20 protein-coding genes and 1 pseudogene are annotated in these 22,435 nt (G+C 36.1%); 4 read left to right on the top strand and 17 right to left on the bottom strand.

What is annotated here, in order from left to right:
• Nucleotides 1-145: 145 nt before the first annotated feature.
• From E4661_RS17400 to E4661_RS17345, 13 genes are all read right to left on the bottom strand, one after another.
• A complete protein-coding gene (locus E4661_RS17400) occupies nt 146-598 on the bottom strand; it encodes a hypothetical protein (protein WP_136468746.1) in 453 nt (150 codons plus the stop codon).
• Nucleotides 599-800: 202 nt separating this feature from the next.
• Complete coding sequence (locus tag E4661_RS17395; RefSeq protein WP_136468745.1) at nt 801-1,421, bottom strand: hypothetical protein; 621 nt, start codon at nt 1,419-1,421, stop codon at nt 801-803.
• 11 nt (nt 1,422-1,432) lie between these two features.
• Nucleotides 1,433-1,612, bottom strand: coding sequence for a hypothetical protein (locus E4661_RS19160; protein WP_205728977.1), 180 nt, complete (start codon nt 1,610-1,612; stop codon nt 1,433-1,435).
• A gap of 28 nt (nt 1,613-1,640) precedes the next feature.
• A complete protein-coding gene (locus tag E4661_RS17390) occupies nt 1,641-2,078 on the bottom strand; it encodes a hypothetical protein (RefSeq protein ID WP_136468744.1) in 438 nt (145 codons plus the stop codon).
• Between the two features lie 8 nt (nt 2,079-2,086).
• Nucleotides 2,087-2,731 (bottom strand): hypothetical protein, encoded by a 645-nt coding sequence (locus E4661_RS17385; RefSeq protein ID WP_136468743.1) that lies wholly within the window; start codon nt 2,729-2,731, stop codon nt 2,087-2,089.
• Nucleotides 2,718-2,927 (bottom strand): hypothetical protein, encoded by a 210-nt coding sequence (locus tag E4661_RS17380; RefSeq protein ID WP_136468742.1) that lies wholly within the window; start codon nt 2,925-2,927, stop codon nt 2,718-2,720. Before E4661_RS17380 ends, E4661_RS17385 begins: the two co-directional genes overlap by 14 nt.
• Nucleotides 2,928-3,022: 95 nt before the next feature.
• Nucleotides 3,023-3,367, bottom strand: coding sequence for a hypothetical protein (locus E4661_RS17375; protein WP_136468741.1), 345 nt, complete (start codon nt 3,365-3,367; stop codon nt 3,023-3,025).
• Entirely contained in the window at nt 3,367-3,714 is a 348-nt protein-coding gene (locus tag E4661_RS17370) for a hypothetical protein (RefSeq protein ID WP_136468740.1), read from the bottom strand. The genes E4661_RS17375 and E4661_RS17370 overlap by 1 nt, the downstream gene beginning before the upstream one ends.
• A 39-nt stretch (nt 3,715-3,753) precedes the next feature.
• Complete coding sequence (locus E4661_RS17365) at nt 3,754-4,128, bottom strand: hypothetical protein (RefSeq protein WP_136468739.1); 375 nt, start codon at nt 4,126-4,128, stop codon at nt 3,754-3,756.
• A gap of 21 nt (nt 4,129-4,149) precedes the next feature.
• A complete protein-coding gene (locus E4661_RS17360; protein ID WP_136468738.1) occupies nt 4,150-6,846 on the bottom strand; it encodes an EndoU domain-containing protein in 2,697 nt (898 codons plus the stop codon).
• A complete protein-coding gene (locus E4661_RS17355; RefSeq protein WP_136468737.1) occupies nt 6,846-8,078 on the bottom strand; it encodes a hypothetical protein in 1,233 nt (410 codons plus the stop codon). Before E4661_RS17355 ends, E4661_RS17360 begins: the two co-directional genes overlap by 1 nt.
• Nucleotides 8,015-8,998, bottom strand: a complete 984-nt coding sequence (locus tag E4661_RS17350) for a hypothetical protein (protein WP_136468736.1) — start codon at nt 8,996-8,998, stop codon at nt 8,015-8,017. Before E4661_RS17350 ends, E4661_RS17355 begins: the two co-directional genes overlap by 64 nt.
• A 227-nt stretch (nt 8,999-9,225) precedes the next feature.
• Nucleotides 9,226-9,708 carry a hypothetical protein gene (locus E4661_RS17345; RefSeq protein WP_136468735.1) on the bottom strand — a complete coding sequence of 161 codons (483 nt, stop codon included), beginning with the start codon at nt 9,706-9,708 and terminating at the stop codon, nt 9,226-9,228.
• Nucleotides 9,709-9,928: 220 nt separating this feature from the next.
• Here E4661_RS17345 and E4661_RS17340 point away from each other — a divergent pair, with 220 nt between their 5' ends.
• On the top strand, nt 9,929-13,279 hold the full coding sequence (locus E4661_RS17340; RefSeq protein ID WP_168796413.1) for an SMEK domain-containing protein: 3,351 nt from the start codon (nt 9,929-9,931) through the stop codon (nt 13,277-13,279).
• A 233-nt stretch (nt 13,280-13,512) separates the two neighbouring features.
• Entirely contained in the window at nt 13,513-14,193 is a 681-nt protein-coding gene (locus E4661_RS17335) for a response regulator (RefSeq protein WP_136468733.1), read from the top strand.
• A 482-nt stretch (nt 14,194-14,675) separates the two neighbouring features.
• On the opposite strand, the gene E4661_RS17330 is transcribed toward E4661_RS17335, so the two are convergent.
• Nucleotides 14,676-16,187, bottom strand: a complete 1,512-nt coding sequence (locus E4661_RS17330) for a patatin-like phospholipase family protein (RefSeq protein WP_136468732.1) — start codon at nt 16,185-16,187, stop codon at nt 14,676-14,678.
• Nucleotides 16,188-16,502: 315 nt separating this feature from the next.
• On the opposite strand from E4661_RS17330, the gene E4661_RS17325 reads away from it, so the two are divergent.
• The gene (locus tag E4661_RS17325; protein WP_136468731.1) at nt 16,503-16,979 is read left to right on the top strand and encodes a hypothetical protein; all 477 of its coding nucleotides are present in this window, start codon (nt 16,503-16,505) and stop codon (nt 16,977-16,979) included.
• A 288-nt stretch (nt 16,980-17,267) separates the two neighbouring features.
• On the opposite strand, the gene E4661_RS17320 is transcribed toward E4661_RS17325, so the two are convergent.
• A complete protein-coding gene (locus tag E4661_RS17320) occupies nt 17,268-18,506 on the bottom strand; it encodes a site-specific integrase (RefSeq protein ID WP_168796411.1) in 1,239 nt (412 codons plus the stop codon).
• Between the two features lie 563 nt (nt 18,507-19,069).
• Between E4661_RS17320 and E4661_RS17315 the strand changes: the two genes are divergently transcribed.
• A complete protein-coding gene (locus E4661_RS17315; RefSeq protein ID WP_136468729.1) occupies nt 19,070-19,351 on the top strand; it encodes a hypothetical protein in 282 nt (93 codons plus the stop codon).
• Between the two features lie 155 nt (nt 19,352-19,506).
• Here E4661_RS17315 and E4661_RS17310 read toward each other — a convergent pair whose 3' ends face one another.
• Both E4661_RS17310 and E4661_RS19155 read right to left on the bottom strand, forming a co-directional pair.
• A complete protein-coding gene (locus tag E4661_RS17310) occupies nt 19,507-20,592 on the bottom strand; it encodes a hypothetical protein (RefSeq protein ID WP_136468728.1) in 1,086 nt (361 codons plus the stop codon).
• Between the two features lie 672 nt (nt 20,593-21,264).
• A pseudogene (locus tag E4661_RS19155) lies at nt 21,265-22,435 on the bottom strand (hypothetical protein); the annotation flags it as partial.

Raw genomic sequence — 22,435 nt, 5'->3', positions numbered from 1 at the left:
AATGTTGATGGTTTTTGGGTTTTAACTTTAATTTAAAATATGATGCATGAGATGTTCATTATCCCATAAAAGTTATTGGAAAGTTTGATAAGATAATAAAGCCCGAAACTAAGTTTCGGGCTTTATTATCTTATCATTATATACACTAATTACCTAAAGAATCTAATTTATCCTTTAGAGCTGTGGCAAAATCTCCCAACTCCCCAGGGTAATTTGTTACAGTATTGTTTACAATCTGTTGGGAATATGCTCCATAGTTTGGATCATTCACCAATTTTTTGATAATCATTCGCCTCAAAGGCATGGGCTTGCGAACAAACTTTGCCATTTGTGGTATGGGTAAAATCTCAACATGGTCAAAGACATTCTGTAATGTTGCATAGTCATCAAAGAACTGCAAGGCAGCATCTACCAACAATTGCAAATGGGGTTTTACCACATTAAAGCTAGTATCATCCTCCACATCTTGCACATCCAACAAGGCGTAGTCAACTCCAGTAACGTTTAAAACCCCACCTCCTACGGTATCACTTTTTTCATTGGAATCTTGTTCTCCCACAGGATGAAAACGGAGTACTTCTTTGTAGTTTTTTTCCACTTGGTCAAAGCAAATATTTACTGAAATACCTTGAATAACAGCACTATGTGGGTAGTATTCATTTGCAAAGAAATATATTCACAATTCTCTATCGGCTAGTTTTTTTATATACCAAGGCTCTTCCCCTTGTCGCTTAAAGCCATTGGGCGCCAATTGGTCCACATGGGCCAAAAAGTCTTTTTTATTATATGTTGCCATTTAATTACAGACTATTCAATTTTGTTTTAAGAGCAGATACAAAATTGAGTTCTTCGATGTTGTTTTCTAAAGTATAAAAATCTACTATCGATTGTGTATATACCTCGTAATCTGGTGCTTCTACCAACTTTTTTAAAATCATTCTTCTATAAGGCATCGGCTGTTGCAGAAAATTCCCCATTTGCATTAGTGGAAGGGTTTCAAGATAGTCATGTATTGCTTGAAGAGTTGAAAAAGTATCGTAAAATTGTAATGCACCCTGAACAATAGCAAAAGTGGTATCGTCTTCTACATCTTGCACATCCAAAAGTGTATAATTAACTCCTGAAATGTTGTACCCCCCCCCTCCTATAGTGTCTTTTTTTTCGTTTGACATGTAGCCATCCAGCGGGCTTATCCTTAGTACTTCATCAAAAATGTTTTCGATTGCATCGATGTAAACATTGACCATTATTCCACGTATAACCACACTATGAGGGTAGTACTGTCTAAGAGAAAACAGCATTCTTAACTCCCTATCTACCAACTGTTTGACATAATAAGGCTCATTGCCCATCCGTTTGAAATCTGTTGGTATTACCGAATCGGCATGAACCAAAAAGTCTTCTTTATTATATGTTGCCATCACATTTGAATCTAACTTCCCAATGAATCTAATTTACTCTTTAGAGCTATCACAAAGTCGGACTCATCAGGATAATTCGACATCGTATTGACAACAATCTGTTGGGAATATGCTTCATAGTTTGGGTCGTTCACTAGTTTTTTGATAATCATTCGTCTGAAAGGTAATGGATGTTCAATAAAGTTTACCATATCAGCAATTGACAAGGATTCTGAATGATTAAATACTTCTTGTAGTTCTGAAAAATCTGCGAAGAATTGCAAAGCTGCATTTATCAATAATTGTAAAATGAGGTTTTATTACATTAAAACTGGCATTATCTTTCACATCAGTGATCTTCAACAAACTATAATCCACTCCATTAACTCCCTTTAAGCTTCTACCAATTGTATTCTGTCTAATTTGTTCTAATTGAGTTGGAAAATCAGTTGTTCTTTTAAGCTCACTCAATAAATTCTCAACTTCATTAAACTTAATTGCGATGCTTACACCAGAAATTATTGCACTATGCGGATAATATTCACCAACAGAAATATTAATTTCAAGAATTCTCTCTTGTTCTATCATTTGAAACAAACCCGTTTCTAGCTGTTTAAAGCCGATAGGCTTAATTTGTTCCAGATGATTGAACAAGTCTTTTTTATTATATGTTGCCATTTATTCAATTACAGGCTATCTAGTTTTGCTTTCAAAGTCGTAGCGAAAGCTATCTCTTCTGACAGATTCTCTGAAGTATAGTGATTAATTATTGATTGCGCATAGGTTTCATAATCTGGTGCTTCTACCAACTTCTTTAAAATCATTCTTCTATAAGGCATCGGCTGTTGCAGAAAATTACCCATTTGCATTAGAGGAAGGGTTTCAAGATGGCCGTGTATTGCTTGAAGGGTTGAAAAAGTATTATAAAATTGTAATGCACCGTCAACAATTTTTTCCAGTTCTGGAAGAACAATGGCAAAAGTGGTATCATCTTCTACATCTTGCACATCCAAAAGTGCATAATTAACTCCTGAAATGTTGTATCCTCCCCCCCCTATAGTGTCTTTTTTTTCGTTTGACGTGTAGTCAGCCAATGGGCTTATCCTTAGTACTTCATCAAAAATGTTTTCTATGGCATCGATGTAAACATTGACCATTATCCCACGTATAACCACACTATGCGGGTAATACTGCCTAAGAGAAAACAACATTCTTAACTCCCTATCTACCACCCGTTTGACATAATAAGGCTCATTGCCCATCCGTTTGAAATCTGTTGGCACTACCGAATCGGCATGAACCAAAAAGTCTTTTTTGTTATAGACTGCCATCTAAATTAATTTTTTTAATATCATTTAACGATTCACCATCATCAAAGTCATAAGCTTTATACCATTTGATATCTCCATCAAATTTCAACGTTTCTTTTGCAGATAGATTTTCTTGGTTAGAAAATTGAGATTTGGTTTTCTTACTTCGAACAATCAGTTCATTGTTTCCTCTTGCTTTTAATTGTGCTTTGCTCAAAACAGTACTTTTTTGAGTTTATCGCAAAAAAAGCCCGAAACAACATTTCGGGCAGTATATAATTCTAATGCTTCCTTGTAAATACTTTTTGCATGTTAGGTATTCAAAAAATCGAGCCATTCTTGAATTAACATTTTGGCATCTGCAAAAGGAATGGACAAAACACTATTGAAGACAACATTAGGCGGATTTATTTCTATACCGTCATCATCCGAAGCGGCAGAGGCATCCAATGAAAAATATTGCTCATAATAAGCTCCATTTTCTGCATTTTCTATTTCCTCAATCAACGCTTCACATTCAATTGCACTTATCCGAGGGATAATACCTACAAGTGTGGCATAACTATCCGGAATATCTTGTGTACAACTATAACGTATACTCCCTATAGGGGGTTGTATTTTAACAAATTTTAGATTAAATTCTTCGTGTTTAGCCATTATTGTTGCAAATAATCCCTCCAAGCTTCCACTATAACCTTAAAATCTGCCGTTGGCAGAACAAAATCCGGAGTTATGGTTTCATCATCAAAATAATCATCTACATCTTTATAAATTTTTGTGTCAGGAAGTTCAATATTAGCAAGTTGTAAGCTTTGTGTTGCCCCTCCCCCCAATGATGCGACTCCTGTTAGCACCTCATTAACACTTTGTAATAACCTATTTGCTTCGCTCAAACTATAATGATCGTTTATATATTGTGCCAACCACATATTTTCAGCTGTAATCAATGCCCTATCACCGACGGGGGTAGATATATTTACTTTGTACCGTTCTAATATTGTCAATTAAACTATTACAAAAGATTATTAAAAAACAGAACTCCCTTATATTGATTGCAAGTAATCTCTCCATGCTTGCAATAAGACTTTAAAATCTTGAATTGGTATTGTTTGAAGAATCAAATCTTCATCATTAGGTAAATCTCCATAAATTTTCACTTCAGTTTGATCAAGAAAAGCAGAAAATGCATCTTGAGATTGAAGAATATCATTTAAATCATCAATTGTGCCTGAATTTAGAATGTAATTATCTAAATCATTGAGCATATCCTGCAGGTGAGCAACATTTATGGTGTCATCAAGAAAGTTTGCGAATGCCCCGCCAATACAGGTTTTTCTTGTTTTCCCCGTATCTGGATTTAATTTTTCGACAAAAGAAACTTCATGTATATTCATTAAGCTAATGACTTGTTCGTTCATTACGTGATTTGTTTTTTAAATTTAAAAAATTACCTCTGGATAGGCTGTGATTAAATCACCATTTGATTTAGTCAGTACAATCAAATTTGTACCATCTGTCAATTCCAATTCCAATCTAATACTTCCACTGTTCAGCAATTGTCCTCCACCCTCACTTTTACTTAATGCCAAAGCTACTTCTTCATTAATTTTTTGTTGGCTCCATGTGTCAGGAAAAAAAGTTGACACTTTCGGGTTAGTGTATTCGCTATTATTAATTGGATTTTGCCAACCATTCCCCGGTTTTTTCCGATACTTAGCAAGATAATATCCATTGGCATTAGGTCCTTCTAATATACTAACAAGTTCTATATCTGAAGGAATTGGAGGATGCAAAGAGTGCAATCCAGTGGCTCTATGTTTTTTTATATTTGGAAATCCGTTAGCCGCAAACGTTTTACTTGGAGACAAGGAAGAAACATCAACAGTTAGATTAGGATTTAAATCTCCTTTATATAAATGATTTTGAAACGGTTGTGAAATTCTGATTCTTCTATGTTGGGAAAGAAAATCAACACTTTGTCTAACTTCAATCAGTTCGCTAATCTCTTCCCATTCATCAATTAAATCTGGCGGCCCAACCAATTCTTGAAACACCTCATCAGAAGCATCTTTGAAATCAAAATAAAAATCATGCTTTTTAGCCTCGGTAAAACCATTTAATTTATTTACTACATCAGTCAGGTTTCTGTTGTTCAAATCAACGATAAAATTATCATATAGTTTGTTTATATCCGCCAAGTTGACCAGTTCATCCCATGGGCCGGCATCAAAATTGGTAGGTTTGCCATCCGGTACAATATCACTGGCGGAACGACCAGCCATTTGGGTGGCCAAAAAATCACCGGATAATGAAGCTACCTCTATCCAGAACAATACGCTTTTAAGTTTATCACAAAAATCAACATCCCCATCACAATTGTTATCGGTATAGTTTAGATAAAAACTTATGGCTCCTGAAGAAAGTTCTAAAATGCCCAGGGCCAATTGCCCCAGTTGTGATAAGGTGCGCAAATGCCTAAGTCCAGCGATGGCACCAATACCGGAGATTATAGAGGCTGCATCCAACATAAAGCCAATCTGGGTATGAAAATCTTCTTCATCCCCTTTATCGTCTACATACTTTAGAAAAAAAGGAGGTATATAATTATTATCAGGCGGAAGTTGCACAGCAGTATCTTGCTTTGTGCTAAGTAAAGATATGGGTTGAAAGAAGTCGTATGTAGTGGATTTTCTATCGGCATAGACAGGTCCAAAATCACCTATGGCAGTAAGGTCTTCGATCCAATAAATGCCATCTCCCCCATCACTAAATAGAAAAGTGAAATTTTCGTAGAATATACCTCCCGACTTTACTGATTGATAGTTTAATAAGGCAGGTCTGTCGGCTATGCTGTAAGGTCTACCGAAACCTCCAGAGGCGACCTCTGTACCCCATTTCAATATAACATTTTCATCATATGCTCCATTACGGTATGGATTATAGTTGCTATTTACCCAAAGAGCATAAAGAGCAAAAACCAGCTTTTTTCTATTGTCTTCACCTCCAATTAGTAAAATTGCATCATCTACTCGATTATACAAAAGTTCAAACAGTGATATATAGTTTTTATTGGATTCTCCATTTTGGAATCTCTTTTTTAAGCCATCCAAAAATTTGGTAATCTCATCTACATTAGCTGGAGAGGGATTATTCAAATCAAAAGCACTGACAATTTTTATGACCAAAAACTCTTCATTAAAACCCTCTTTTCCAAACCAAAATTGCTCAATGGGCTGTAGAGCCAGAGGTTCCAACATAAGTAGTTTTTCTTCTGTAGACAATACTTTTAGGGCCTCTATATCCAGGGCACGGGCCACTTGGCACATTTTCTCCGCCGTACCGCCACTTTGTATCTTCTCTTTGTTCTCTTTAAAATTTCTGATATAGGCTTTTATAAAATCGCGGTAGGCCTTAAACTGCGCATCGCCCCAACTATTATAGGGCTCCGTTTCAGAACTCCAAGTGGTCTGCTGTTGAGGATATACCATCAAGGGAAACGAACCCAACCCAATCATGGCCTGTTTGATATCGGAGTCATCATCATCCAATTGCGTAATTAGATCCGAAATTTCACTTAATACTACTTGATCTATTCCACTATCTTTATAGGCACCATAAAAATTAGTACCGGTTGCAGAGAAAGCCTCACAATCACTCGCCTCAATGATTTCTTCCGCTTCGGGCGGCAAATTGACATTGCCTTGGTCATCTTCTATAAGAGGCACCGAAAAAGGAGGGGTGGTGCTACCTATATAAGGCCAGGTGACCTTACGCTGACAAATTTGGGTAGCAGAAATCCTTTTATATGTACCTAATATCTTATCGGTTCCCGAAGCTGCAGGGATAAAAAGCCCATTATCCGATAATGGGAGCAATGCACTGGAAGGTGTGGCCACTTTATTTCTTCTACTGGCTAAATGTACCGTACTATCAGCATACCCTACGAACTCTTGGGTCTCAACATTTTTTATGGCCTTAAAGACCGTGTTCCCATACTTGGAATGTTTCAACTCTAGAACAATGCCTCTATTGTCCCACTTTATAACCTCCATCTCATCAGTCAATTTAAATGCTTGATAACTGAGAGAGCCTGGGACAGTTCCGCCGTTGATCAATATGATACCTATATCTTCCATTATATGATTTCGTTTTCTTCAATTATATTCTCCAATGCATAATCAGAGGCCGTCAATGTTGGCATTTCCTCTATATATTCCCTTGAATAAAAACAGTGGTTATCGAGGGTATAGATTGTGGCATTGGTACTGGGGTGATATAATCCCAAATCTCCGGTATTGTCTTCTCCGAATACCACTAAATTGTATTTATTATATTCCCTTCCTTCTTGAGAAACAAAACGACCATTGGAGGCCAAGGGAATAAAAAATAGTACCGCTACTTTTAAGGCATTTCCCGTCACTTCTGCAACTAGCATATCTTGTTGGGCCTTTGTAATCCCTAAATACAATTTATGGATCGGTTCTCCTTCTTGGTGGTTAAATGTAAGGCCAGCTATTGAAACGGCACCATCGGTAAAGTTCTCCGTGGTCAAATAATAGGGCAGGTCAGGCAAATAAAAATTGTTCACATTGCTTTCAAATGGAACATTACCAGCATTGGGCAAAAAGGTTATGGCGCTGCTTCTATTCAATACTCCTTCACCAACACCCTCCACCAATTGTGCTTCATAGACCACCCTATCCTGTATTTGAAGATTGTTCACATTCTCGTAAGCCAATTTGTCGGCCACCATTTTGGTCTGCAAGGCCAATGTATTTTCATCAACATGCACTAAATGTTGCGTATTGCTATAGCTCCATGCAATAACATCGGTACCGGCACTGGCCAAGCGTTGTTCTATGTTGACGGGGCCAAAAAGCGTATCCAAGGGTTTAACCGGGCGTTCTACCAAAGTGCCGCCCACATCCTCACTGGCCATTAAATTCACACCCTGATAGACCAAGTGCACATAACCTGCCACATTGGCCTTATTGGCCCCACTGTCCACCGCAGGTACAATAACCTCTAGAGGGTTGCAATAATCTTCTTGCACTGTACTGCCATTTTGTGCCACTGTGGTTTCCGGGATCAATTGTGCAGCCAACAAAAAATTGTTTTCAGCACTTGTCGAAAGTTGACCCAATTGCCCATACAACATTACAGTACTTGTCGCATTGAACACCAATTGCAAAAAGAGACTATTGGTAGTATTGGCATGTGCCTGTTCAGTATCCCATATCAATAATGGCCATGCATGTGTTTTATAGGGAGCTGGCGTAGTTGTATCGGTGGCCACTCCTTGTTTTATAACATCGGCACTGCCCAATTGCCCCTCATATGCCCCGTAATAGTTGTACGACCGCCCCAAATGCCCTGTAGATGTAGGTACACCGTATTTTTGGTGGCAAAATTGGCCACGACATCATCATATATAGCTTGCCCGTTTTTCTTTACGGCAGTACCGCTTTCATTGACCCAAATCGTTCCATTTTCATAATGCAAACCCCAAAAGGCTGCAGGATCCATAAAATGGGTTATGGCCTCCCGATATTGTTTTTCTATATAGCCCGTGGGCAATTGGGTGGTATCCAAAATATTTTCAGCAGTACGGGCATAGGCCAGATCAAATTGGAAACCGGTGCTTGAGGTAAGTGATTTGTAATCTCCATCGCTTAACACAATATCCAGCCCGTAATCTCCCGTAAAATTTCCCAAATGTGTACCTCGGGGCACCATGGGAAATTCAAAAGACTTTATGGTTTCGTTATTTTCGTCGCCATAGGCATCGGCCGCAAAAAAGTAGTCATCGATCAATGTATTGGCGGCTTGGTTCACCGGGTCGTAACCAATCCATTTGGCCAAGAACGTTTCCGCATCAGCTTCGGCATCTGTCCAGTCGTTAAAGGTTTTTAATTGACTCCATAATAATTGTATAAATGAGGTCGCTGTGCCAACTTGACTATGTGAAACCAAATTTGTATCTCCTGACGGGATAAAATCCGTTTTTTTAAGCCCCCTGTACACAAAATACTTAATAGCCAATCCATTAATTGGTTGTCGATAAGGCCTAAGGACAAGATTTACCTTAGTTGTATCGGTATGCGGCTGTAAAAACACTTGTCCTGCGCATATAGCATAGGCTTTAATATCTGAAGCCGTAGTGAATTTTGCTGTTGTCCTATATTGTGTAGATTCATTTCCTACAACTGGTCCAAATACCTGACCGGGCGTCTGGACAACAGTTGACTCGCTAAAAAAATATGATTCTGGTCTTAATGATTTTGACATTGTTGAGTACTTTTCCTGCAAATAAAATTAGGATATGATTCAACGTGCCCCCGATGGCTTTTCCATCGAATGTTGATGGTTTTTGATTTTTAACATGAATTTAAAATTGAAATGATGGAATAGCCATCAATAGCCGACAATCTTGTTATGGACAATAGTTACAATGAATAAAAAAACCGTCCACACTACAATATGGACGGCCCTGGCCTGTAAAGTATGATATCAATTTATATGGTCATTGCCCTAAACGTTCCATTGGACAACGTTATCGTTTCATCATCGGCCGAGGTAATCGTGGCCGTAAATGTACCTTCAATATAATCAGCCGTAACTGCTGCCACATTGATGGTTCCGCTTTCAGCAAAATCAAAATCGAATCCCAACGATTCGGATGTAAAGGATATTTTATAATCCCCATCAAGGGCTCCGCCTTCAATAGTATGGTTTCCAACAACAATATCCAAAGGCAAAAACAAACTTATCTGGGTATCGCCAACATTGGTAATCCCTTCCCCATTGTTTCCATTAAGGGTGATGGAAAGTGATTCCGCTGTAATAATATCTTTAAAATCATAATCTGTACCAGCTATGGTAAATCGGATATAAGTATCCGAAACCCCAGCATCCGAATCATCGGAACTACATGATTGGAACATACTTCCGAAAATAAGGGCTACGGTTAAAAAGAAAATGTTTCTGAGTTTTTTCATGAAGATAATTTTTTGATTCATTGCTAAAAACAATGGAACTCCCCAACTATTTTACAGGCTTTGTTAAATTTTTAGACCGTTCGTCTATTTGATGGAAAAGGAATCTTCATATGATGGATAATCCATCAAAACTTGACGGGTTATCCCTTATCAGATGTTCACAAATAGTATTATTCTTGTAAGTTATCAGGTTGGCAAGCTTCTTCTAAAATACATACCTATGAAAAGCAAAAAAGTTCTTTTGGACAACATCTCCACCAAGTTTGGGATAATCAAAGAAAAGTTGTTGATAGAAAATTCAATCAACGACCTTAGTTTAAATATTCACCTAGAAAATACCTATCTAAAAATTTTAAATAACCTTTATGGATACAATCTTAAAAATGCCAATCTTTTTAAGCGAAACTTTGTTGCTGTAGATGGGGTGGACCATGAGGACAGAGTTTTTGTACAAGTGACCAGCACGTTTAGCGTAGAAAAAATTACTGCAACGTTAAAAAAAATAGAAGAAAATAAACTTCATGATCAGTTTGACACTCTCATTTTCATTTTTTTAAAAGGGAAGAGAAAACTGACGCAAACGTCTAAAACAAAGATTCTAAAAAATGCAAAAAACATTCCTTCTTTAGATTTGGAAAAACATTTGCTGGACCATACAGATATATATGGCCAATTGGTTTTTGATGATGACTACGACAAAATCAAGGCAATTGATATATGCCTTGATCAAGCTATAGGCAGTATTGACCATATTAACAATAACAGGTTAGCATCTTTAGGCATTTCTTTTGGGGAAAATGATTTGGACAACGTATTAAAATTAATCCTGAAACTACTGAATAGGCCTATTGTCATAAGAACATGCTCATATCATTTAGTGGAATCAGTTGAAAGACAAAATGTAAAGCACAATGGTAGGCTAGTGTATGCAACAAATCCACAGCAAATAGAGGGCACCGATTATTTTATGGCCATTATATCCAATGAATATATAATGTCCAATCTAAGGGAGAAGAGCCCAAAAGTACTTGAGTGTGCCATTTTAGAGTATGCCATTAGGAATGATAGCCCCATACAGGCTTTCACCTTTGATTTTTTCCTTGAGAATGAATCGTTTATAAAACTTCCACAATTTATATCGTATCAAAGCATAGATGTTGAGAACATAAATATTGACCATTTAATAGAGGATATTACCAAAGAAAAAAATGGTTTCCCATTTGAAATAGAAAAATATAAATACGGACTTATTAAGTACCATTCAGATTTCAAATTAGTAGAGGAAACACCGTATAAGGAACTTAAATACAATTTTTATAAGTTCACTATGGATGAATATCCTGAAAATGAAATCAATTATCTTATAGTTGATAAGGGATACAATCGCACCAAAGTCATCGGGCATTTTCAACAGAATTATGACCTTGGCAAAAAGCCTTTTACCATTTTATTGCCCAAAGACGAACTCAAAACTCGAAAGCGCATAGATAATTTTAAAAGTGACCTCAGCATCAATCGGGTACATTATATAGATGAGTATTTATTTGATAAGTTGCTCCAAAAAGTTCATAAGCCCCAAAACTTTGAAGATGAATCTTTTATCAATCCTATAATATTGAAAAACAATCGTAGGATTGGACTCAATGATATTATGTACTGGATCATTGAAAACACCGAATCCACAATAGCGGTGCTTGGAGGAGCTGGGGGTATGGGCAAAACCACTTTGTGTGAAAAGGTATGCAACGAAATTGTTCATAAACACAAAAGGTATATTGTCATTTTTATAGATCCCCAAACTTTTATCAACGCTTTTGAAAAAGTAGGTTTTGATGATGGTCAATACGATCTATACAAAGTTTATGAAGCATGTACCGGTAATAATGCCATAGAAGAAGAGATTTTTAATATTAATCTGCACGCCGGTAATATTATCATCATTTTTGATGGCATTGACGAAGTAATCTCAACTATTGAGAGCTTTAATCTTAATCGTTTTTTGGAAAAAATATCAAGGGTCAACGAAAATTTGGGTAAGGGAAAAATATTGGTCAATTGTAGGGACAGTTACATTGATGATCTAAAAAAGTATTACGAGGAAAAGAACCTGAACTCTATAGAGTTTTATGAACTATTACCCTTTAATAAGCAATTGGCCAGGGATTATTTTTCGAAAAAAATGCCCAATGAAACAAAAAAGATAAACCTTTCGATCAAATTATTGGAACAGTATGTAAGGGAGCATACAAACAACACGGGTTATGTATATCCTCCATTCGTATTGGAGTCAATCAGTTCTTACGTACAGGATATAGAAAATCTAGAAGATGGAAAAGATTTTGAAATAGACAAATTCAAATTTGTTTCCAAATTGCTTATAAACAACGACGTTACAGATCTTATAATTTTTAATGTATGTAAAAGGGAAATCTTAAAGAAAAGAAAATATGGTTTTTCTTTAAAAGTGGATGATCAAGTAAAATTTATGGTCAATTTGGCCGTGGCCCAAAAGGGAAGTATTGATTTGGAGGATATAAAGAACATATTCAAGAATATTGGTATCAAGGATCGTATTGACAGATGTGTAGATACAATCAAAGATCATCCCTTTCTTTACAATGAGAACTCGGCATGCAAATTCAGGTTTTCTTTTTTGAAAACACATTTTGAATCCATTGGTATATATAAACTTGTTACTACACCTGATTATTTTGCAATCAAGGATAGCTTTATCAAAGCTCTTGCAATAAGGGGCAGTTATAATTCGGTCACTTTTAAAAATATTGTTCAAAAACTTTCTGATTCGAATAATGATTATGGCAGGCAATTAAATTTTGGCAGAAAACTAATCGGTGATATTAATAAAAATATTTCTTTACCGTTGCACATCAAGGAAAAGGCCATAAGCAATCTTTTTGTAATCTTTTATGGAACATCTACCACAAACAATGCATTGCTGATAAAGGATCTATTTGCCAATGATGACGGAATAATTGAAAACCTTTTTTTAGTGGATATTCCTGAAAACAGTGGTATTCTGATTGATTTTTCAGATCTTATCTTGACTCATTCAAAAATTGAGAACTATCCCTCCTTTTTCCAGTGCAAATTCAATGATGGCACCTTCTTTGACGATAGTTGTGAAATCAACAAAGTTTTTTCAAATCAATTGAATTACAATAAAATCTCTGCCGACAAATCAAACTTTGATTCAGATATTGATGGAGACAACTCTATTTATACAATATTAGGTCTGTTAGAAAACATTGAGGAGCGAATCGAGCTTGCACTGTCATCTTTTTTTGAATGTTTTTATACAGGTTCTTCAAAACACATTACAGATAAAATCACTCCAAAAAGTCTCAAAAGTAGATATAAGTCCAATATTTCACTGGAAACCATCAAGAGTTCTTTACAAAATCACGGCATCATAACTAAGGTTGATGATAAAAATGTGGTATTGAACAAAGATTTTTTAAAAAACATAAACCGTTACAAAACCCAAGGTCTTGCTTTCAAACCTCTACAGAAAGCAATGGATGAAATAACTAACGATTATATGAAATTATAACCATCATCCGTTTGTTTTGTTTATAACCATTTTAGCATTATAAGTTATACCTCTTCAACCTTCAATTATCTAACTGACGGAAAATCCATCATTCTTTGATAACTTCTTTTTTTTAACAACAAATTAATTATCGAACGCTTGAATATTCACTTATTTAGATAGTCAAACAACTCCCCCTAAAATCAATTTTTTCAATCAACACTAAAATTAACTTAAACCTCAAAATTGATTTTATGACACGAGAATTGAAGATTTTAATGGTTGACGACCACCCCATGACCTTGAAAGGATATGAAACAACATTAACAAATGTCGAGAACTTAAATATTAAATACATAGACGGCGTTCATAGTTCTGATGAAGCTTATTTAAAAATTAAATCTTCAAATAATGTTCCTTATGATATTATGCTATTGGATATCAATCTTCCCCCATCACTAGATAAGCGATTTTTGGATGGTGAAGATTTAGGAATAATGATAAGAAAAGAGTTTCCAAGTATTAAGATACTTGTCCTTACTATGCTGAACGACAATTATAGGATAGGCAGTATTTTAAAAAGCATTAACCCCAATGGATTCATGGTCAAAAGCAAATTAACACCCAAAAAGTTACAAGAGGCACTGATAACGATTATGGCCGATGATTGTTATTACTGTGAGATTGTCAGCAATCTTGTTCGAAAACAAGTATCAAATACTGTAGAAATAGATGTCTTTGATAAGAAAATCCTTTATCATCTTTCATTGGGCGAAAGAATGAAAAATCTACCCAAACTAATTCCATTATCAATGCCAACCATAGAACGGCGAAAAAGAAAGTTAAAATATCTTTTTGAAGCCAAGGATGACAAATATTTGCTGGAAAAAGCCAAGGAAAAAGGTTTTAAACGTGCCCTTCTTACTTTTTTTTGAAAGATGATAGAGTATCTGAAAAAGTAAAATAGCCATCACTATTTGGATAAAGAAAATGGAAAGTGCCCATTTAATACGCACAAAGCTTTTATAGTCATAAAAATAGGCTCGGCATTCTTCATTGATTAACCTTAAAAAGATTATGTTTTCCAAGCAATCAAAAATACCAGGCAAAGTACACAATAATATCCCCCATTTGGTTGGTTTAACCTGCATCTCAAAAACTGCAAGCTTATAAGAAGAAACAAACAACAGTGAATATATGATAATAAAGACAAAATCGAACCAATGGTTATTGATCAACACATTTTTTTTGTGGCGGATTGTCAAATCCCTAAATATTTGATAATCTTTTGAAAATTCGATTTCAAGCAGGTTCCCAACATGAACTGCATCAATGCTATAAAATATGAGCGCGCAAATCAGTACACCAATTAAAAACATCCACCATTGTACATTGTAACGGCTAATCTTATCCATGTTTATTTGAATTGGATCTTTTGTTCCTCATTCAACCGTTCCTGTTTATAATCATTCCAATTGAATTTTTTTAACTGGGCTATTGCCGCTTTGGCCCCTTCTTCGAACAATCCTTTTTTTTCTTCGTCTTCCATCCAAAAATCCAACCAATTAAACTCAGTTGTATTGACAAGTTCAACCAAATATTTGGTTTCTTCATTTCTTAACAGAAAATCATTATCATAAAAGTTTCTGAAGGTCTTAAGATAAGATGCCACATATCTCCAAAATGTTTGCTTATTCCTGGAATTTTCGACAGATTCACGACTCGATAGTAATACCCCAAAAGTTGGGAAACTTGGCGGTTCGCCATCGGTTCTATGAAATTCCCTGATTGGAAAATTCGACAACATGCCACCATCCACAAACTTTGCCATGGTAATTATCCTATTCGTTTCCTCTATCTTATCATAATGTTCTCCTTTAGGAACAAGTACATGAAAGATAAAGGGCAATGACATGGTTGCCCTTAGATAGGCTGCAGGCCTAAGATTCATCGGGTTTGCCCAATAAAAGCTTGCCTCCTCCGGCAATTTGACCACTTTATTATGGGTGAGGTTAGCCGTTATAAGTACCAATCTTGGATTCGATAGGTTCTTATCTGAAATTATTTTGGTCTGTTTGAGTCTTCTGTGAAGGTCTTCCGTAGTATCAACTCCCAAAAGATGCATCAGTGTATCTGCCCATCGATAATAAATATTGCCGGTATTGATTCCATAGTTGGGCCCAAGAATCTTTAATATTATAAAGTAACAGAACAACAAAAATGCAAAGACGTTCAACGTTCCTATTATAAAGTCAAAGAACCTGATTTCCATACCGGTCAATCCATTTTCTATATTGAAAACAAGGCTAAGGCTAAAATATAGACCAGCAAGGAACATGAGTGATAAAAGTAGTAACGGAAACCAAAGCTTCCATGATTTGATGTTTTTAAAAAGAAGTTCTTGAAAATACCCCACCACTCCCTTTCTATCCATAAAAGATTTAAAGTCCATATTGGCAATGATATGGGTCAATAATTCTGACTTTGTCGTTTGTCTCTTTCCATTTTCAAAAAAAATAGAAGGTTTTTGATAAACCTCGTTTGGAATTGCAGCCAAAAATGCAGCATTGATGGCACCGGCACTCGTGCCTCCATAACTATGAAACCGTATCCCGGCTTTTTCCATAATATATGTGTACCCTAGCAGAGCAATCCCGAACATACCTCCCCCTTGCTGAACCAAATCCACAACAGGTCTTTCCTGAATTTCACCCAAATGGTCAACTTCTTTAATGGATGCTTCCGAAATTCGGTCGGGATTTATGACACCATCTTTGATGCAGGACTTAAATTTAAAATCTTCTCTTGTGGCCTTTTCCCAAAGATTATCTGCTAATTCTAGCATTTCCTTGGTTTTGTCCAACTTATTCGAAACAATGATTTTATAATGCATAGCACGCTCAAAGAAGGTTTTGATATTTTTCATCATGTAGAATTTATTTTATGTGTAGATACACAATTAACCTTTATCCTATGCTTCCATGAAAGTTGTCCCGAATAGGAGTAGGACATGCTTCTTTTAAATGGAATAATCTGGTAAAAAGCTTTAATCAACTTGGTAGAAGTTAAAAAAAATGTAAATATTACATTGATGGTTTATCCATCGAATTTTACTGAGGATTCTTTATAAATTGTCAATACCGAAATCATTCAAAAAACCATGCTGCTTACTAATTGTGTTACCGGCGCATCCATTGCACAACAATGGAGGTTTACATAATTCGTTAAATCAAAATTCATTGAAATGAAGATTCCATTTGAAAATGCAAAAAGAAAATTAGCAAGACTTTGGTTTATTGCTTCAGCACTGATAATAACATGTGGTATAATTGCTTTTTTTCTAAGCAGTGAAAAATCAGAAGAGGTTACTTCTACCTATCCATGGTTGATAAACTATTTGGGCCCAACTTTAACTCTTATCGTGACCATCATCGCTTTTGACATACATGCCGGAAACACAGCCTTAAACAGAAAGGTAGATCGCTTTTTCTTTAGGGTTTCCTATTATTTTTCCCTAGTATATCTCACGATAATTTTTATTGTTTATTCCCTTACCGCGTTGGTGCAAATCGTTCCTGAATTATATAATTATTTAGGTGCGGTTCCAAAACTAGAAAGTACGGTAATTGAACGACTTGATTCATTGAAAGTGTTATTAAATTTTCTTTTGACATTGGTAACTACTGCGGTAGGTTTTTTCTTTTACAAACGAGAAACTTGATGTGGGCAAAGCACTTCTTCTTCAAAAAACGACATCTAATTATACCAGTTCATGGCTGAATTGGTTTTTTGCATTTCCACTTTTTTGTTGCAAGTCCAATGTAGCAATTGTGCTCCCATAACTAGTACGAAGAGCGCTCATTGGAAAGCACCGCCAAGAATAACTTCTTTAAAAATTTTAAGGGTTACATACTTTTAATAAACGAAAAACTCATCGAATACAATTAATTCAAAGATTCTTTCGAGTATCAGGTTAAATAGCGACCTGCGCTCTTAATGATAATTTTATTCAATCCAACCCCCAAGCCTCCTTCAATTTTTGAGCTGCTTCATAATTTGAGATCTTGAGATAACGACGAAAAGCCTTTTCAGTTTTATGACCTGAAATCTTCATGATAAGTTGAACGTCAATGCCATTCAAATAAGCATTAGTACAGAAAGAACGCCTACAAGTATGAGAACTTATCAATTTATATTTTTCCAAAAGTTGCGACTCTTTGATAGTTCCACGTTTGTGTTCAATTTCCACTTTTTGCCTTATTTCTGCTGAATCCCCAAGTTCCTTTATGCGCCTGTTGAAAGTAAAGGAATCAACATCAGGAGAGTAACCATCATACTTTTCTAAAATATCCCTCACTTGCTTACGAAGAGGCACAACTATTCGGCCAGAGGTTTTCTTTTGTCTAATATTTAAAAATCCATTGTCATCTAAATATTCTGGACGTATCCGTTTGATATCCGAAAATCGAAGTCCAGTCAAACAACCGATAATGAAAAAATCCTTTACCAACTCCAATTCCTTATCTTCTTCACAATCAACAATGGCAATTGCTTGAATTTCTTCATCAGTAAGATAAATATGGTCTACTTCTTCTTGAACGACCTTAAATGCAGATAGGTCGATAGGTTTTATACGATTTCTTCGCATACGGTCGTTCAAAAATGCCTTGAGGTTTTTCACCAATTTCCCAATGGTATTGTTCTTCATACCAACGCCTCCAGTTTTTAGCGGTGCCTTATAAGCTAGGTAATCTGTCCATTCTTGGTAAAACTGATAGTCAAATACGTTGAAGTTGATGATGATACCCGAAAACTCTTGAAAACCTTCCAAATGCTTTTTCAGGGAGTTATAGTCTTTGATAACATCTTTGACCACTTTTCCTTTCTTTTCTTCCAAGTAATTATCGAATTCTGTAAAAAAGTCCTGAACTGGCGTTTGATTGATGGAAGGCTCTCCATCTTCAAATTGGGTCTTAAACAGTTTTTTAGATAATGGCCTATTTTGATTTTTATACGTAGTTATTATCTGTTCTGCTAAACTATCCATTTGTGAAAGTTGGACAAACTCACTAGCGACTTCTTTGGATTTTTTAAGGAATGATTTCTCTTTGTTCCAAAATCTGGGATGTATTTCGATTCCCGTATCGATTTGAACTCTTGCATGACGATTTTCATAGTATCTTAATTTGATACTATGTTGTCCATTTTTGTTTGGAGACTCTGAAATATAGAAGTTGTAATTATACATTTGCGTGCTGCATTCGTGCTGCAATTTTAACGAAAAGTAATATTTTTTAATGTAAAAAGCAAATTCATATTTTTATAAATCTTTGATAATCAATTAAATAATATAAAATGATGTAAAATGAAAAATAAGGGGTAGCATCCCGTCCAGACCGCCAGTAAAATCAAGCCCTCCAAGATTCGGAGGGTTTTTTGTTTTTAAAAAATGCATAGTTTTTGTTTTCCTACTAAACTTTAACATTTTTTAACCCAATTTGTGGGAATTAAAATTCCTTCGGAGGGTTTACATCTAGTATTAATGCAGATTTTGTTGGATTCTAATCATAAGGGACGCACCTGTACTACTAGCAATTATATTTTTTAGAATATTTGAAGAAAGGTAAATGTTGCGTAAATACTTTTCAGTTGCCCACCGAATATTAAAACATTATGAAATCATTCCATTCTGTCCACCAGAAATCCTCTTTACCCAACAAACGCCTTTCACCATTTATCATGATTTCCAATCTATCAATATTGCTTTTTTCATAGTTCCCATTCACATAAACCCTCAAAAAAACTAAATCTGTGAAAAGCTCATCCACTTGTACTTCGAAAGGTAATTCTTGTTTCTCAATCCCCTCCTCTACTGTGCAGCCTAACCTAATTGACCTTCAGGCAACAATCTACAGCACAGGTGATAAAATCTACGCCCAAGCCATAAACCCTGTAAATTATCGTTTAAGAGCTTCTTTTGTCTTCTCTTTTAAAATCCTGAACATCCACGAGTATGGAGTTCAGTCAAAGATGGAGCTTTTAAAATTTTTGAATAAAAAAAGAGGTTGCCCAAAGGACAACCTCAATTGTTAGAACCCATTTTATAGGGTTACCCCACTAACAAACTTCTTCAGAGCACTTATTTATTTTCTCTGATTTTTCTTCGTCTAGTTGCAAAGTAGTCGCAATTCCAATTTCTATCAGTAGCAATATCACATTTCCAAGAATAAAAATACACTAGTAACAAACTAATCTATTCTCTTCCATGTAATTCCATCACTTTGAAATTCCATGGAACTATGCCTAGGTATGGTTGAAATTTGTATTCCATCAAAACCGGCCAAATTAGGGCCAATATCCCGAGGAGTGGATGTTTTGTTTACAAGGCGATAAACTCTCCCTTCATGTTCTGCTGCTTCTGGGAATAAAATGACAGCAGCTTCGTTGGTAATAACTACCGTATGATGCGTATGATCTAAGGTCAATCTCACAGGAGTACCAAGCCTACTTCCCACACTATTTATTGGTTTGATGTTACTTACAGCAATTCTTCTTTCCTCATCAAAGATTAATCCACTCCCAATCCTTGCTTTAAGTTCGCCAAGAGCAATCTCTAATCCTCTCCCGGGATTTACCGGCCTGTCACCTATAATCTGCCACCAATTTCCAGTACTTTGAATTGTAAGAGAACTATTCGCTGGTATAGTTCTCAGAACTTCTGATAATGTAAACCCTCGTACATTAGAGCCAATAAAATTCGCAGGGTTATTTGACAGGTTTACAATATGATAAATTCTTCCTTGATTATCAGTATTTGGGGTTGGCAGCTCAATATTAAAGGAGTTGCCAGACAAAATCACCGTATAGTCATTTTCATTCAAGGTATATGTTTCAGAAGAAGATCCGATATTGATCACAAATTTCAATGGTCTGATATTACCAACTTCAAGTGCTCCAGCAGCATCAAACCTTAATCCATCCCCAATGTTTACTTCAAGTGCTCCGCCATTTACCCTTAATCCATCCCCAGTGCTTACTTCTCCAGACAATAAACCTACCCATCTAGTTCCATTGTAATAATAATATCCTTCTGAAAGGCCACTGCCGTCAGGAACGAACACAGTAAGACCTTCTGCCGGTGCAATAATGGTAGAGGTATCGGTCTCTCCCGTAAGTGCCACTCGGGGCAAAAGCACTCCTTTGTCCGTGGCACTTACATCTAGGATAGAAGAAGCATCGGGATTCAAGGTGTTTATCCCCGTTGAAGTCGTCTGGGCTATCATATGTATACAAGGTAATACCATGGATATTGCCAATATAAAATGTTTCATCATCTATTAAAATTCTATTATTTTATCATTATTTCAATCATTATTCCAAGAGGCAATAAATTTTAAACTCTTTTAAAGGAGATTTCTTTGTGGTTACTCAAAAAACCTTTCATTCTCTTTTTTCTTACTTAAGGTGAACCCTCACGTAATGGGAACGGAGGGGCCTTTGCGAGAGCGCCGTGCGCCACCTCTTGCGATGGGACAGCGGCGCCACCGTTCGACTCGAAGGACACTTCCCTTCTAAACGAACTCGCTATATATGCAAACACACAAAAGCAATAGCAATATGAATACATCACAGATGACGCCAACTGTCTTTCTTTATTTTTCTCGTACCTTTTCTACTTTTTTTACTTTATTTCTGTAGTTTTTATCCGATAAGAATAGGCTCTTCCCTTATTTACAGAGGGGTTCAACGAAACCATCGGCATCTTTGATGTAACAACTGAAAGCTTATTCTTAGACCATTATATCCAAAAGATAAACTAGAAAGCCAATCTTAAATAAACTTTCACTTTCCCATGTAAAACCATACCAAATGAATATTTGACAATTAGGAAATAACTTATTTATCTCTGATTTTTCTTCGTCTAGTTCTTTCTAAAGTAGTCGCAATTCCAATTTCTATTAGTAGCAATCTCACATCTCCAAGAATAAAAATATACCAGTAACAAATTAATTTATATCTATAATCTGCCAACTATTTCCAGTACCTTGAATTGTAAGAGAACTATTCGCTGGTATAGTTCTAACAGCTTCTAATAATTTAAACCCTTGTACATTAGAGCCAATAAAATTCTCAGGCCTATTTGACAGGTTTACAATACGATAAATTCTTCCTTGATTATCAAGACTTGGGGTTGGCATTTGAATATTAAAGAATTCGCCAGCCAAAATCACCGTATAGTCATTTTCATTCAAGGTATATGTTAAAGGAGAACCTCCAGTATTGCTCACATATTTCAATGGTCTGATATTGGTATTAACAACTTCAAGTACTCCAAAAGCATCAAACCTTAATCCATTCCCAATGTTTACTTCAAGTCTACCAAACCCCGCTCTTATTCCATTCCCAGTGTTTACTTCAAGTGCGCCATTATTCAACTTTAATCCACTACCAAGGTCAACCCAATCGGTCCCAGTTGTAGTGCTGGAAAGCAATCCCCCCATTGCTCCAGGAAGGCCATTGCTATCTTTAAGGGCTCCATTGATATGAACACTGCCAACAACATCCAAGGCATCGTCAGGAGCTGTGGTTCCAATACCTACCTGGCCTTTGAGTGCAGTGGTCTCCACATTGTCATTTCCCAGCACAACAGAATTATTTCCCAGGCCAATTGCATCAGTTCCAATTACTATTTCATACTCAGAGCCATCTTTTGCAGTACGTGTTTGGGCTCCAATATATACAGAACTATTAGCTGTAGTATTAGGGATAAGATTTATCCCGCTCCCCCCGTTGTCAACAAATTTTCCAGCTTCATCCCCTATAGCAGTATTTCTACCTCCTCTAGTCAATTCCCCCAAGGTACCTTTACCTAGAGCGGCATTCTGACTTCCACTGGTGTTTTTTCTTCCAGATTTAGAACCAATATATGTATTTATAAATCCTCCACGCATATTCTCACCCGCAGCATATCCCACCAAGGTGTTTTCAGAATTCTTCAAGCTAACATCATCAAATCTACCGGCACCTTGCCCTATATAAACCGATGTGTTCAATACTTCAAGACGTGGACCGTCCATCACAAAATGCTCTTCGCCCCCCATCTCAAAACGAATCTTATCTTCATCAGCATTCTTCTCCACTTGTACCCTTGTATCACCATCAATGTCTTTTAGCTCT

This window comes from Flagellimonas onchidii (assembly GCF_004804315.1).
GTDB classification, from domain to species: Bacteria; Bacteroidota; Bacteroidia; order Flavobacteriales; family Flavobacteriaceae; genus Flagellimonas; species Flagellimonas onchidii.
Note: the sequence above shows the minus strand (reverse complement) of the source record. Positions and strands in the feature narration are given on the sequence as shown.